This is a genomic window from Pseudomonas sp. IT-P260 (genome assembly GCF_949768395.1).
GTDB classification, from domain to species: domain Bacteria; phylum Pseudomonadota; class Gammaproteobacteria; order Pseudomonadales; family Pseudomonadaceae; genus Aquipseudomonas; species Aquipseudomonas parakoreensis.
In genome coordinates this window covers 605,708-620,130 of record NZ_CATKPO010000022.1, presented here as the reverse complement: position 1 = coordinate 620,130, position 14,423 = coordinate 605,708, and the positions used below count along the sequence as shown (strand labels likewise).

Genomic DNA, 14,423 nt, shown 5'->3' with positions numbered 1-14,423 from the left:
CTAGGGGAAACCAATAATGAAAAACCCTTACGCTCTCGGCTTCTGGTGCGCCCTGGTAGCGCTGGTGCTGCTGTCGGCCACCTATTTCTACGGCATCATGCTGGCCCATCAGATCGACAAGGCCATGGTGTTCCTCGACAGTGCCACGGCGTTGATCGCGGTGATGGCCATCGTCGTCGTGGCGTGGGCCTCGGTCCAGGTGCAGCGGGTCAAGAAACGCCAGTTGGAACAGGGCAAGACCCTGGTGCTGATCTGGGACACCAAAGTCGCCCTGCGCCGGGTCGAAACCGTGTTCGATCGCTACTTCTGGGGCAGCTACTGGCAACCGGGACGCACCTTCGCCGAAGTCATGGGCGAACTCACCGGCACCCCGCTGGAAAAAAGCCTCGAAGCCCTGAAAAAGCAGTGTCTGGAGCTCGACAAACAGATTGCCGATGAAGGCTGGCACTGGCTCAACAACGCCCGTGAGCTGTCGGATGTCGCCACGGCCATGGCCCGTGAGCGCTATCAGCTGGATTTCTGCGATCCCCGGGCCGACGGGCCGGGCGGGGCGGTGATTGATCGCGACTTTGAAGTGCTGGTGTATACCTGGACGGCGCGGCTCAAAAGCTTTGATCATCAGCTCGATGAGATCGAGGTTCAGTATTCCTGATCTGCATTCATTTCACTGGCCTCTTCGCGAGCAGGCTCGCTCCCACAGGTGCAGCGTTACCCTTGTGGGAGCGAGCCTGCTCGCGAAGACGACCGGAAAAACGCCGAAACTCTCCCCGCCTGTCAGCTGTCCACACTCCCCATAGACACTCTTTAACCTTTAAACATTGGGCCGCCTTGCGCTGCCAGTGCTAATCTCCACCGCTAATTTCAGCGGAGTCGAGCCGCGACCCGGTCACGGGTTCAGGGAAGACGACCACACTTTCAGCCACGGACATTGATCAGGTCATTCATGAATAAATCAGCAGGCGTGCTTCTCGGGATTGTTGTTGCCATCGGTGCGATCAGCGCCGGCGGGGCCTGGTACACCGGGACCAAGATTGAAGGCGTGTTGAACAACGCCGTCAGCAACGCCAACAAAGAGCTGCAGACCGCGATGGCCGGCTCCAATGGCAGCGCGTCGCTGGAGCTGGTGTCGCTGGAGCGCCACACCTTCACCAGCACCGCGCACTACCGCCTCAAGGGCGAAGGCGAGATGTTCGGCGACCAGCCGGTCGAGCTGCTGTTTGTCGACCACATCGAGCACGGCCCGCTGCCGTTCTCGCGCCTGGTGTCGCTGAAGTGGCTGCCGGTCATGGCGACCAGCAATTACGAGCTGGAAAAGAGCCCGGCCACCGAAAAATGGTTCGCCGCCACCAAGGGCGCCGCGCCGCTCAAAGGCGTGACCAACATCGGCTACGACGAATCCACCACCAGCAGCCTTGAATTGCTGCCGCTGGAAACCGCGCTGGACGAGCAGTCGAGCCTGAAATTCTCCGGCCTGACCATGAACATCTCCGCCAGTGCCCAGGCGCAGAAAGTCAAGGCTGACGGCTACATGGACAGCCTGAAACTGGTCACCGTGGCGCAGGATCAGGCACCGGTGCAGGTCGAACTCAACGGTCTGACCCTGGCCAGCAACCTTACCAAGAGCAGCTACGGCTACTACACCGGGGAAAACACCCTGGAGCTGACCAACAGCAAAACCACCTTCGGTCCCAAGCAGTCGGTACTCGGCGTGAAGAACTTCGAAATGAAGAACCTCACCGAAGAGAGCGGCAGCAATGCCTCGGGCCGCGCTGACTACAAGGTCGGTGAAGTCACCCTCAACGACAAGAAAATCGGTTCGGCCAACATGGCCATGAGCCTGAAGAACCTCGACATCCCGTCGACGATGTCGCTGATGCAGATCTACCAGACCAAATTGCAGCCGTACGAGAAGGAAGCGGCGGCCGCTGCCGAGGCCGGTCTGCCGGCACCGGAACTGAACCTGACCGAAGCCGAGTCGGCACAGGTCAAGGCTGACCTGCAAAAACTGCTGGCCGCCAGCCCACAGATCGCGCTGGAAAACCTGTCGCTGAAAACCGCCAACGGTGAAAGTCGCGCCAGTCTGGTGATCGACCTGACCAAGCCGCAGTCGATGGACCTGCCGCCGGATCAACTGGGCAAGCAATTGATCGCGCTGCTGGACCTGAATATTCAGGTGTCCAAGCCGATGCTGATTGATCTGCTCAGCGTGCAGGCGCAGCTCGACGGTCAGACTGACGCCAAAGCCATCGTCGACCAGGCCAGCGCCGGTGCCGACATGTTCTCCGGCATGGCGGTGGGTTCGCAATTGGCGACCGTCGACGGCACCAATGTCGTGACCAAGCTGCATTACGCCGCCAACCAGGTGGAATTCAACGGCCAGAAAATGACCGTCGAGCAGTTCGTCGGCTTCCTGATGAGCAAGTTCGCTGGCGTCACGCAAGTGCAGTAATCCTGCGCTCTAAATAGCAACGCCCGGCCTCCGGATTCGCGGACGCCGGGCGTTTTGCTGTCTGGCGTTCGGGTTTTGAACTGAACCGGCGGCACGATTCTGAACAATTATTGTGTTCTGAATATTCGACTACGCTTGCATGCAAGACTGCCTGACTAAGCTTGGCTGGGTCTTTATTGGCTCAGCCTCCGTTACGAATGGGCAAGGGGGGCATTGCGACCCGGCTGGCCATGTAAGGATGCTGACGAATGCCGCGTATTGATGTGCCTGTTTTACATCGTGGTTTACGCCCGTTGTTTCGCGTTGCGCTGTGCAGCCAGTTGCTCTGGCCGGCACTGGCGTTTGCCGATACGCCCTATGATCAGATGGTGCGTGATGCCCGTGCCGGCCAGACCACGCCCGCGCTGAATGTGCTGCGCCAGGTGCCGCCGGGGCAGTCGACCACTGGCCAGATCAGCGATCACCTGCAGATCGCCAGTTGGGCCGGCCTCGATGCCGAAGTGGTGCAGGTCTATGAAACCCAGGGCCGTGACCGGATGCTGCCGGTGCAGGCACTGACCGCCACCGCTCGGGCCTATCGCAACCTCAAGCGTTGGGATCAGGCGACTCAGGTCTACAACAAGGCGCTGGCGCTGGAGCCGGACAACGCTGACCTGCAATTGGGGCTGGCCCTGACTCAGGCTGACGCGGGCAAACCCGACGAAGCCGTGACCCGCGCCAAGGCGCTGGTCGCCGCCAAACCCGACGACCCCTCGCGTCGCCTCGCCCTGGGCTATGCCCTGACCCGCGCCGGCAAGCAGTACGACGCGTTGTTTGAATACGATCAAGCGTTTATCCGTGCCGGCAGCAAGCCGGAAGTCGCCCGCGAATACGTGGTCGCCCTGCAAAAGGCGCGGCTGCCGGAACCGGCGCTGCGTCTGGCCAATCAACGTCCGGGGGTGATCGACCCGGTCACTTTGCGTCGACTCGAAGGTGATCTGGCCGCCGAACGCGTGCGTCTGGCCGAACTCGCCACCCGCAGTGAAAAAGAACGCTACGTGATCGCCGACCGCGCGCTGGCCGATTACGACAAACTGCTCGCCACCTGGACCCCGGATGCCAGCGCCCATGATGACGTGATTCGCTGGCGTATCGATCGCATGGGCGCACTCAAGGCCCGGGCGCGCACCGCCGAAGTGATCAGCGAATATCAAAAGCTGCAAGCCGAAGGCGTGAAGATTCCGACTTACGCCCTGCGCTGGGTTGCCGCGTCGTATCTGGATCAGCGCCAGCCGGAAGTCTCTACCGACCTGTATCGCCAGGTGCTGTCGGCCCCGGACGCCGATGTCGGTGATCGCCTCGAAGACACCACCGCGTTGTACTACTCGTTGCTGGAAAGCGACCGCGCCGATGAAGCGCGCAAACTCGCCGAGGATCTGGCCAAGACCCAGAAACCGCGCGTCGAACTCAAGGGCTTGCCGATCGGCAACCCCAATGATGAGTGGATGGACGCCCAGCAACTCGCGGCGCAGGCCGGCACCTACGGCTCCGACCTGCCGCACGGCGAGGAACGTCTGCAGACACTGGTCGATCAGGCTCCGGGCAACATCGGCCTGCGCCTGGCGCAGGCCGATCTGTACCTGGCCCGGCAATGGCCACGCCGCGCGGAAAATCAGCTCAAGGAAACCGAGAGCATGGCCCCCCGCGACATGGGCCTGGAGCTGGCTCAGGCGCGTACCGCGATGACCCTGCAGGAATGGCGGCAAATGGATGCGCTGACCGATGACGTGGTCGAGCGTTTCCCCGACAACCGTCAGGTGCAGCGTGCAGCCCGCGAGCGCGAAGTGCACGACATGTCCGAACTGCGCGTCGAAGCCTATGGCGGCAAGGCCAACGGAGGCGGCGGCAGTGGTGCGGGCGCGGTCAGTGGCAGCCGCGATTTCGGCATCCAGAGCACGCTGTACAGCCCGCCGATCGATGAAGACTGGCGGGTGTTCGTCGGCGCCGGTTATGCCACCGGCGATTTCGCCGAAGGCACGGGCACCGACCGCTTCCAGCGCGTGGGCCTGGAACGTCGCACCCGCGACATGAGTCTGGAGGCCGAGGTCTCCAACCACGATTACGGTTACGGCGCCAAACAGGGCGCGCGCATCGCGATTGCCCGCGACATCAACGATCACTGGCAGTACGGCGGCAGCTTTGCCTATCTGTCGGCCGAGACGCCGTTACGGGCGCTCAACAGCGACATCAAGGCCAACGGCGGCAACGCGTTCATTCGCTGGCGCGCCAACGAAAGTCGCGAGTGGCGGCTGTCGGTCAGCCCGTCGCACTTCAGCGACGGCAACAACCGCGTCGAAGCCTTGCTCACCGGGCGCGAGGGCGTCTACAGCGCGCCGAACGTGCAGGTCGATGCCGGTCTGGAAGTCGGCACCAGCCACAACTCCAAGTCCGAGGATGTGCCGTACTTCAACCCGAAGTCGGACTTCAGCGTGATGCCCACGGTCAACGTCAACCATGTGCTCTACCACCGTTACGAAACCTCGTGGAGCCAGCAGTTTCAGGCCGGGGCGGGTACGTACAGCCAGCGTGATCACGGCACTGGCGGCATGGCGATGCTCGGCTACGGCCAGCGTTATGCCTGGAACGACGTGTTCGAGGTGGGCGGCTTGTTCAGTGTGATCAACCGGCCCTACGACGGTGATCGGGAGACCGATCTGCGTCTGCTCGTCGACCTCACTTTCCGCTTCTAGAAGAGTTTGAAGATGCCTTTGATGACGCGTTTCATCCTTCTGCTGGGAGTGCTGCTGATCAGCGCCTGCGCCCAGCAAGCCCCGGCCTTCGCGCCGCCGTCGCAACGTCCCGTAGCGGCCAATGAAAAACCCTGGCCGAAAAACCATGTGCTGGGCATTGCCTATCACGATGTCGAAGACCGCGACCCCGATCAGGCGGTGGTGGCGGTGCGCACCGAGCGCATGATCGAGCAGCTCGCGTGGCTGCGGGAGAACGGCTACCAACCGGTCACCGTCGATCAGATCATGGCGGCGCGCAAGGGCGGCCCGGAACTGCCGGCCAAAGCGATCCTGCTCAGCTTCGACGATGGTTATTCAAGCTTCTACACCCGCGTGCTGCCGGTGCTGCGCGCCTACAACTGGCACGCTCTGCTGGCGCCGGTCGGCGTGTGGATCGACACGCCGCTCAATCAACCAGTGGATTTTGCCGGTGCACCCCGCGCACGTTCGGACTTTCTGACCTGGGATCAGGTGCGGGAAATCTCGCAGTCAGGGCTGGTGGAAATCGCCGCGCACACCGACGCCAGCCACAAAGGCATCCTCGCCAACCCGCAAGGCAACATGCAGCCGGCGGCGGCCACACGACGCTACGATCCGCTCACCAAGCGCTATGAGTCCGAAGAGCAGTTCCGTGCTCGAATCAGCAATGACGTGGCGACCATCTCGGAAAAAATCCGCAAGGTCACCGGCAAGAAACCGCGCATCTGGGTCTGGCCGTACGGCACGGCGGACGGCACTTCGCTGGCCGTGGTCGGCGAGCAGGGCTACGAAATGGCCCTGACCCTGGACGACGGTCTCGATGCCCTCGACAACCTGATGAGCAGCCCGCGCTTTCTGGTGGCCTCGGATCCTGACGGCGAGCATTTCGCCAACAGCATCGTCGGCGTGCAATCGGATTTCGCCATGCGTGTGGTGCACGTCGATCTGGACAACGTTTACGACCCGGACCCGGCGCAGCAGGAAATCAACCTCGGCAAGCTGATCCAGCGCATGGCCGACATGGGTGCCAACACCGTGTTCCTGCAGGCTTTCGCCGATCCGAAGGGCGACGGACTGGTGCACTCGCTGTACTTCCCCAACCGTCACCTGCCGGTGCGCGCCGACATCTTCGACCGCGTTGCCTGGCAACTGCGCACTCGGGCGCACGTGAAAGTCTTCGCCTGGATGCCAGTGCTGAGTTTTGGCCTCGACTCGAAGCTGGCGCGTGTCACGCGCTGGGATCCGAAGACCGGCACCACCTCGGTCGATCCGGGCCAATATCAGCGCCTGTCGCCGTTCGATCCGCAAGTACGGCGGATCATCGGTGAAATCTACGAAGACGTGGCGCGCCTGACCTCGGTCGACGGCATTCTGTACCACGACGACGCGGTGCTTTCGGACTTCGAAGACGCCAGCCCCGAGGCTCTGAAAGCTTATGCCGCGCACGGCTTGCCCGGGTCAATTGCTGCGCTTCGAGATGATCCGGCGGCGATGCAGCGCTGGACGCGCTTCAAGAGTAAATACCTGATCGATTTCACCAATGAGCTGACCGCCAAGGTGCGTGCGATCCGTGGCCCGCAAGTGCTGACCGCACGCAACATCTTCGCCGAGCCGGTACTCAATCCTGAGAGCGAAGCCTGGTTTGCGCAGAACCTCGACGACTTCCTCGTGACCTACGACTGGACGGCGCCGATGGCCATGCCGCTGATGGAAAAACAGACCCAGGCGCAATCCGGCCCGTGGCTTGAAGAGCTGGTGGCGAAGATCAAACAGCGCCCTGGTGCACTGGATCGCACAGTCTTCGAACTGCAGGCCCGCGACTGGACGAAAAAGGATCAGGCCGACATCGACGGTGCGCAACTGGCGGACTGGATGGGCCGGCTCAAGCGTCAGGGGGCGACCAGTTTCGGTTACTACCCGGACAACTTCCTCGACAACCTGCCGGACCTGAAAACCGTAAGGCCTGCGCTCTCCAACAAATGGAACCCATGACATGCTGGATAGACTGTTAGCCCTGCTTGTTCTGGCGCTCGTCCTCGGCGTGCCGCTGGGGTTGATCTTCCTGGTCACCGGGCAGTTCCTGATGGACTTCGTGTTCTTCTACCCGTTGTTCATGTCCGGCCTGTGGATCGCTGGCGGCCTGTATTTCTGGCTGCACTGGGAACGCCACTGGCCGTGGAAGGACGACACCCTGCCGCCGCCACTGGAAGGCGAGCCGCTGATCTCGATCCTGATCCCTTGCTACAACGAAGGCGAAAACGCTGCCGACACGATTCACGCGGCGCTGGCCCAGCACTATCCGAACATCGAAGTCATCGCGATCAACGACGGCTCCAAGGACAATACCGCCGAAGTGCTCGACCGGCTCGCTCAGGAAGACCCACGCCTGCGCGTGCTGCATCTGGCGGAAAACCAGGGCAAGGCCGTGGCCCTGCGCATGGGCGCCATTGCTGCGCGCAGCGAGTATCTGGTGTGCATCGACGGCGACGCGCTGCTGGCGCCGAACACTGCGGCCTATCTGGTGGCGCCGATGCTCGACAATGCGCGGCTTGGCGCGGTGACCGGCAACCCACGGATTCGCACACGTTCGACCCTGGTCGGGCGGGTACAGGTCGGTGAGTTCTCGTCGATCATCGGCTTGATCAAGCGCACGCAGCGGGTGTTCGGGCGGATCTTTACCGTGTCCGGGGTGATCGTCGCGTTCCGCCGTACCGCGTTGAATCGGGTCGGCTACTGGAGCCCGGACATGATCACCGAAGACATCGATATCAGCTGGAAGCTGCAACTCGATCACTGGAGCATCTTTTACGAGCCGCGCGCGCTGTGCTGGATCCTGATGCCGGAAACCCTGCGTGGTCTGTGGAAGCAGCGCCTGCGCTGGGCTCAGGGCGGTGCCGAGGTGTTGTTCAAGAACATCCGCGGCATCTGGCAGTACCGCCATCGTTATCTGTGGCCGCTGCTGTTCGAGTATTGCCTCTCGACCGGTTGGGCCTTCACCTTTCTGCTGTCGGTAATTTTCTGGGCCGTTGGCAAGTTCGTCGTCATGCCGGAGTCGATTGCCGTGCATCACCTGATGCCCCCGGCGTTCACTGGATTGCTGCTGGCTTTCGTCTGTCTGGTGCAGTTTGCCGTCAGCATCATTATCGACCGGCGCTATGAGCCGGGTCTGGGCCGCACCATGTTCTGGGTGGTCTGGTACCCGATCGCTTTCTGGCTGGTCAGTCTGCTCACCACCTTGGTCAGCTTCCCCAAGGTCTTGTTTGGCCAACATCAGAAGCGTGCGCGCTGGGTCAGTCCTGATCGGGGCATCAAACCGGTCGGCGACGACGAAGAGGAGGTCATCAAATGAAAATCATCCGGACCCGCCAGCGACCGTTCCTGGTCGTGATCGACGTGATTCTCACCGTGCTGGCCTGGGTCGGCCTGCTGTTCCTGCTGATACGCGGGCTGTGGCCGCTGATCGAAACCCACGCCGGTGGGCCACGCATCGACAACTCTGCATTCGAGGCCCTGGGTACGTTGCAGATCTACCTGTGGGTGGCGCTGGTCAACGCGGTGATCCTGATTGGTTGGGCGCGTTATCAACAGCGCAAAAGCCGAAGCTTCGCCCAGCGTCGATTGCCGGCGCCGGTGGTCGATGATGAAGGGCTGAGCAAGAGCTTCCGGCTGTGCGATGAGCGCTTGCAGAAACTGCGCACACCGGGAGTGATGACCATCCACAACGATCAGGAAGGTGACATCAGCCATGTGGTGCTGAACTTTCGGCCGCTGGAGCCTGCGGAGCTGCCGCCACCGCTGGCGCCGCTGGAGCATCCGCGGGTGATCTTTCTGCACGCCGAGGATGACGATAATCGCGACCCGGTAAATCGCCCCACCTGAAAGATGCCCCCCCTGTAGGAGCTGCCGAAGGCTGCGATCTTTTGATCTTTAAAATCAAGATCAAAAGATCGCAGCCTTCGGCAGCTCCTACATTGTTCAGCGTTCAGCGTTCAGCATTCAGCAGCGAATCAGCTCCCAAGCTTCTTCCATCGCCAGTGGTTGTTTCATCCGCTCCGCGAGCATCGCCATGGCCCGTTCTTCCTCGCAGGCCACCGCGGCGACCACCACGCCGTTGTGGCCGAACAGGCCGATGAACGGCGGATGCTCGGGTTCGCCCCTGAACTCGATTTCATCCCACTGGCTGGCGTGGCCAAGGTAGTCGTAGTTCCTGCCGAAGTGCCAGGTCCAGAAAAACGGCACATCCAGATAATGCTCATCGGCGCCCAACATGTTGGCGGCAGCAATGCGCGCATGCTGCTGGGCCAGGCGCCAGTGCTCGATGCGTTGCGGCTGGCCGCTCAGGGGGAACGTGGCGATATCGCCAATCGCCCACAGCCCGTCGCAAACACGCAGGCCGGCGTCGACTCGCAGTGACTGGTCTTTCTCCCTCGGCAGCGACGCAAAAGCCTCGGTGGCCGGATGCACGCCGACCCCGGCCAGCACCAGATCCGCCGAGACGCGCAAACCGTTGTCCAACAGCACCGCTTCGACTTTGCCGTCGCCAATGATTTCCCGGACTTCGTGATCGGTGATGAATTTCACCCCGTGTTGTTCATGCAGCGCACGGATCGCTTCACCCACGGCTGTGCCGAATTGTGCGGCAAACGGAATGGCGTGGCGGGCGCTGACCGTCACGTCGAGCCCGAGCTGGCGCAGGGCCGAGGCGCATTCCAGGGCGATAAAGCTGTCGCCGATGATCAGCGCCCGCTGTTCGGGTTTGGCGGTGCGCATGATCTGTTCGGCCTGGGCTTTCGAACGCAGGACGAACACTTGCGGCAGATCAGCGCCGGGCAGTTGCAGCGGATTGGGCTCGCCGCCGGTGGCGAGCACCGCGGCGTCGTAGCGCAGGGATTGGCCATCGTGCAAATGCAGGGTTTTCGCTGAGGCGTCGAGGGCAGTGATTTCGCCTTGTCGGCGTTCGATGCGTTGCTCTTTATAAAAGCCTTCATCGCGCAGCGGCGGGGTTTCCTGCGCCGACATCTCGCCGGCGAGGACGAATTTGCTCAGCACCGTGCGGTCGTAACCGGCCTCCGCTTCGCGGTCGAGCATGATGATCCGGCCACCGAAACCTTTCTCCCGCAGTGCCGCCGCACACGCCGTGCCCGCTGCACCTGCGCCGACTATCACGAAGGTGCGCGGATCGTCGGCCGGCGGCGTGTGCCCATCCGGCAGCGGTTGGTCATCGACCCAGACCTCATCGCCGCGTAGCTCCAGCGGATAACGCTTGAGGCTGTCGAGGGCCGGCGGCTCGCACAGCGCACCGTCTTCGACACGAAACGCGGCTTTGTGCCACGGGCAGATCAGGCGTCCGTTGCACAACGCGCCGTCAGCCAATGGCGCGCCGGCGTGTGGGCATTCGCCCTGAAACGCGCGCAGTTGGCCATTGGCGTGGAGCAGGACAATCTTGCGCTCGCCGATTTCGACTTGCAGGCCACGGTCTTCGGGGACATCGGCGAAACGGGCGACACGGTGCAGGCTCATGTTCGTGCTCCTGGCAGGCATTTCTCTTACGAGTTTGCGCCGCCGTGCGAGGTTCAGCCAATTGCCACTGCCAAGGTACGAACGGTACAGCTATAGTTTGCAGGCCGACGAAGGCCCAACTGCACAAGGTGCTCCCGGAATGACCCGATTGACCTCTCTCAACCCTTGGCTGGCGGCCGTTGCCGTCGCCCTTTGCGTGCAGTTTCCGGCGCAGGCGGCCGAGCGCTTTACCCTCGACATCCCCGGTGTCTCGGACAATCGCCTGTTCACCTCGGCCGCTGCGAGCGATGCGGCCGGTTGCGGTGGCAAGAACCAGTCCCCGGCACTGGCCTGGAACGCCGGGCCTGCCGGCACCCAGAGCTATGCGATCGTCATGCACGACCCGGACGGCCAGAAAGGGGCTGGCGTCGATCATTGGATTCACTACGGCATCAAGGCCACTACCCGGCAGATCCCTGCTGGCGTCGGCGCCAAATCCAGTCTCGAAGGCGTAGGCGGCACCAACAGCAAAGGCACGACCCATTACATCGGGCCATGCCCACCGGTTGGCGACAGCGCCCACCACTACATCATTCAGATCTACGCCCTGGACCTGGCCCCGGACGCCTTGCCCGCCGGCCTGACCCGCGCCGAGCTGATGGACAAGATCAAAGGCCACGTACTGCGTAACAGCAGCGTGGTGCGGCGTTATCACCGCTAAAAAAAATTTTTTGGCGGGGTTTAACCCGATCTGAAGGGGCTGCCCGTCTCAGTGGATGAATGGATCACTTTCATCCCGAGGTCAGCCCCCATGTCCCGCTCCCTGCCTTTTCTGCGACCCGTTGCTGTCGGTGTGTTGTTGACCGTCGCCGGTTGCGGCGTGTCTTCCAATCCCGAATCGGCTGTTGTCCCGGCGCCGGCCCAGCCACAGGCGTCGATTCAGCATGAAGCGCTCAGCGTCGATGGCGCCATGGCCAAGCGCAGTGCGCGACCGGCGCCAATGGCGAGTTTCGCGGCGATGCCGGCCCCGGAAAGTTATCCACAAGGCTATCGCGACGAGCAGCGCGAGCAATATCAGGCGCTGGCCGATAATCCGATCCATAGCGTGGCCGAATCTCCGGTCTCGACCTTCAGCGCCGACGTCGATACCGGCGCCTACGCTAACGTCCGGCGTCTGCTCAATCAGGGACGCCTGCCTCCGGAAGGCGCCGTGCGGCTGGAAGAGATGGTCAATTACTTTCCCTACAACGATGCGCTGCCCAGCGATGGCTCGCCCTTCGGCGTGACCACCGAACTGGCCGCCACCCCGTGGAATCAGCACACGCGCCTGCTGCGGATCGGCATCAAGGCCTCCGACCGGGCCGTGGCGGAACTGGCCCCGGCCAATCTGGTGTTTCTGGTGGACGTGTCCGGTTCGATGGATCGCCGCGAAGGCCTGCCGCTGGTCAAAAGCACGCTGAAACTGTTGGTTGATCAGTTGCGCGAGCAGGATCGGGTGTCGCTGGTGGTGTATGCCGGCGAATCCCGGGTGGTGCTGGAGCCAACGTCTGGCCGGGAAAAAGCCAAAATTCGCACAGCCATCGAGCAATTGACCGCTGGCGGCTCAACTGCAGGTGCGTCGGGCATCGAACTGGCCTATCAAATGGCGCAGCAGGCGTTCCTCCCCAAAGGCATCAACCGCATCCTGCTGGCCACTGACGGTGACTTCAACGTCGGCATCAGCGACTTCGACAGCCTCAAGCAAAAGGCTGTGGATAAACGCAAGACCGGGATTTCCCTGACCACCCTGGGTTTCGGTGTGGATAACTACAATGAACACTTGATGGAACAGTTGGCCGACGCTGGCGACGGCAACTACGCCTATATCGATAACCTGCGCGAGGCGCGCAAGGTGTTGGTGGATCAACTCGGTTCGACCCTGGCGGTGGTGGCGAAAAACGTCAAATTGCAGGTGGAATTCAATCCGGCACAGGTCAGTGAATATCGCCTGCTCGGCTACGAAAACCGTGCGCTTAAGCGTGAGGATTTCAGCAACGACAAGGTCGATGCCGGTGAAGTCGGCGCAGGACACACGGTCACCGCGCTGTATGAAATTGTTCCGACAGGTGAGAAGGGCTGGCTGGAACCGCTGCGCTACGGTAAATCGGAGAAGGTGGTTGCTGCGAAGGATGGAGAATTGGCGATGCTGCGTGTGCGTTATCAACAGCCCGAAGGTGGGAAAAGTCTGCTGATCGAGCGGCCGATTGCCAATCAGCTCGCACCGGCCAGTGAGGATCTGCGTTTCGCGGCGGCAGTGGCAGCGTTCTCCCAGCAGCTCAAGGACGCTCGCTACACCGGCGACTTCAGCCTGAAAGACACCGAGGCACTGGCCCGTGGCGCTCGTGGCGATGACCGTTTCGGTCTGCGCAACGAGTTCGTACAACTGGTGGAACTGGCGCAAAGCCTGCGCAGCTCAACCGCATCGAATACGCTGCCCACTGAGCGACGGATTGAATAGTGAGTCGTCTGAAAGGCTTCATCAGTCAGCTGTTTGCTTCACCAGACAGCCCGGCCGCCAGCAGCGATGAAACGCTGCTGGCGCGTTATCGCGAAGGCGACGGCGCGGCGTTCGAGATTTTGTACGGCCGTCATCGGCAAAGTCTGTATCGCTTTCTGCTCGGGTTGAGCGGCAAACCGGAACTGGCTGACGAGGTGTTTCAGGACACTTGGCTGAGCCTGATCCGCAGCACCAGTCAGCCACAAGGACGGGCGACGTTTCGTACGTGGCTGTTCCAGATTGCGCGCAATCGGCTGATTGATCACTGGCGTAAACACGGCGCATATCAGCCGCTGCACGACAGTTACGACGAACAGCTGCACGCGGTCGGTGACGAGACCCACGATCCCGAGCAACTGCTGAAGCTCAGCCGCGACAGCCAGCGCCTGGAAAGCGCCCTGCAAACCCTGCCCGCCGAGCAGCGCGAAGTGTTTCTGCTGCGCGCCCACGGTGACCTCGACCTGGCGCAAATCGCCAGCCTCACCGAAACATCGCTGGAAACCGTCAAGAGCCGCTTGCGCTACGCCCAGCAAAAACTGCGTCGGCTGCTGGCCGAGGAGGTACTGACATGACTGACGCCCGCCAGACGCCGGAAGAGCAACTGCTCAAACATTATCGCGAGCAACACACCGGCGAGCCGTCAGAACAGCTCGATGCGCTGATTCTCGCCGCTTCGCGCCGCGCAGCTCCGGCGCCCAAGCCAAGCCTGTGGCAACGCTGGTGGCACGTCTGCCAGAAACCGCGCTGGCAGGTCGCCTTCGCCAGCCTGGTCGGTGTGGCACTGATGCTGTCGCTGGTGCAACGTGTGCCCGAGCCGCCAGCGCAATTCGACTTCACCCCGGCCACCAAACCGGCCGCGCCATTGGCGCGCAAGCAAGCGCCCGAAGCGCAGGCACTGGCCTCTCCGCCCGCTGCGGCCATACCCGCACCCGCACCGATGATGGAAATGGCCGAGCCGATGCAAAGCGACGCGATCAGCGCCGACGAAGCCAGACTCAGCAAACGCGCCGCCGCCCCGGCCAACGGCCTGGATGAGCAACTGCGCGAAGTCCTGCGCCTGCGCGAGGCCGGCCAGTCGCAAGCCGCGGATGCGCTGTACAACAATCTGCACAAACGCTACCCCGGGGTGAACCTCGACCTGCGACTTGAGCGCATCCGCCAGAACTGACCGCTTGTTCACCCAGCCATTTGG

Annotated in this window: 11 protein-coding genes; 10 read left to right on the top strand and 1 reads right to left on the bottom strand. The window is 62.3% G+C overall.

The window, feature by feature from the left end; translation table 11 throughout:
* Window positions 1-16: 16 nt before the first annotated feature.
* The 6 genes from ACM6HV_RS13660 (at window position 17) to pgaD (ending at window position 9,075) form a co-directional block, all read left to right on the top strand.
* Window positions 17-652 (top strand): hypothetical protein, encoded by a 636-nt coding sequence (locus ACM6HV_RS13660; RefSeq protein ID WP_047290746.1) that lies wholly within the window; start codon window positions 17-19, stop codon window positions 650-652.
* Between the two features lie 291 nt (window positions 653-943).
* Window positions 944-2,449: a YdgA family protein gene (locus ACM6HV_RS13655; RefSeq protein WP_047290747.1), complete on the top strand. Its 1,506-nt coding sequence runs from the start codon at window positions 944-946 to the stop codon at window positions 2,447-2,449.
* Between the two features lie 248 nt (window positions 2,450-2,697).
* Window positions 2,698-5,178, top strand: coding sequence for a poly-beta-1,6 N-acetyl-D-glucosamine export porin PgaA (gene pgaA, locus ACM6HV_RS13650; RefSeq protein WP_414904436.1), 2,481 nt, complete (start codon window positions 2,698-2,700; stop codon window positions 5,176-5,178).
* 12 nt (window positions 5,179-5,190) lie between these two features.
* Window positions 5,191-7,188, top strand: coding sequence for a poly-beta-1,6-N-acetyl-D-glucosamine N-deacetylase PgaB (gene pgaB, locus ACM6HV_RS13645; protein ID WP_414904435.1), 1,998 nt, complete (start codon window positions 5,191-5,193; stop codon window positions 7,186-7,188).
* A gap of 1 nt (window position 7,189) precedes the next feature.
* Complete coding sequence (pgaC, locus tag ACM6HV_RS13640) at window positions 7,190-8,545, top strand: poly-beta-1,6-N-acetyl-D-glucosamine synthase (RefSeq protein WP_131670845.1); 1,356 nt, start codon at window positions 7,190-7,192, stop codon at window positions 8,543-8,545.
* Complete coding sequence (gene pgaD, locus ACM6HV_RS13635; RefSeq protein ID WP_047290751.1) at window positions 8,542-9,075, top strand: poly-beta-1,6-N-acetyl-D-glucosamine biosynthesis protein PgaD; 534 nt, start codon at window positions 8,542-8,544, stop codon at window positions 9,073-9,075. The genes pgaC and pgaD overlap by 4 nt, the downstream gene beginning before the upstream one ends.
* A gap of 117 nt (window positions 9,076-9,192) precedes the next feature.
* Here the strand turns inward: pgaD and ACM6HV_RS13630 are convergent, their stop codons facing one another.
* Window positions 9,193-10,716, bottom strand: coding sequence for an FAD-dependent oxidoreductase (locus ACM6HV_RS13630; RefSeq protein ID WP_414904434.1), 1,524 nt, complete (start codon window positions 10,714-10,716; stop codon window positions 9,193-9,195).
* A 139-nt stretch (window positions 10,717-10,855) separates the two neighbouring features.
* Here ACM6HV_RS13630 and ACM6HV_RS13625 point away from each other — a divergent pair, with 139 nt between their 5' ends.
* From ACM6HV_RS13625 to ACM6HV_RS13610, 4 genes are all read left to right on the top strand, one after another.
* Entirely contained in the window at window positions 10,856-11,416 is a 561-nt protein-coding gene (locus ACM6HV_RS13625) for a YbhB/YbcL family Raf kinase inhibitor-like protein (protein ID WP_041071019.1), read from the top strand.
* Between the two features lie 90 nt (window positions 11,417-11,506).
* Complete coding sequence (locus ACM6HV_RS13620; RefSeq protein WP_414904433.1) at window positions 11,507-13,192, top strand: vWA domain-containing protein; 1,686 nt, start codon at window positions 11,507-11,509, stop codon at window positions 13,190-13,192.
* A gap of 29 nt (window positions 13,193-13,221) precedes the next feature.
* The gene (locus ACM6HV_RS13615) at window positions 13,222-13,803 is read left to right on the top strand and encodes an RNA polymerase sigma factor (RefSeq protein WP_262947783.1); all 582 of its coding nucleotides are present in this window, start codon (window positions 13,222-13,224) and stop codon (window positions 13,801-13,803) included.
* On the top strand, window positions 13,800-14,399 hold the full coding sequence (locus ACM6HV_RS13610) for a hypothetical protein (RefSeq protein ID WP_414904432.1): 600 nt from the start codon (window positions 13,800-13,802) through the stop codon (window positions 14,397-14,399). Before ACM6HV_RS13615 ends, ACM6HV_RS13610 begins: the two co-directional genes overlap by 4 nt.
* Window positions 14,400-14,423 lie beyond the last annotated feature (24 nt).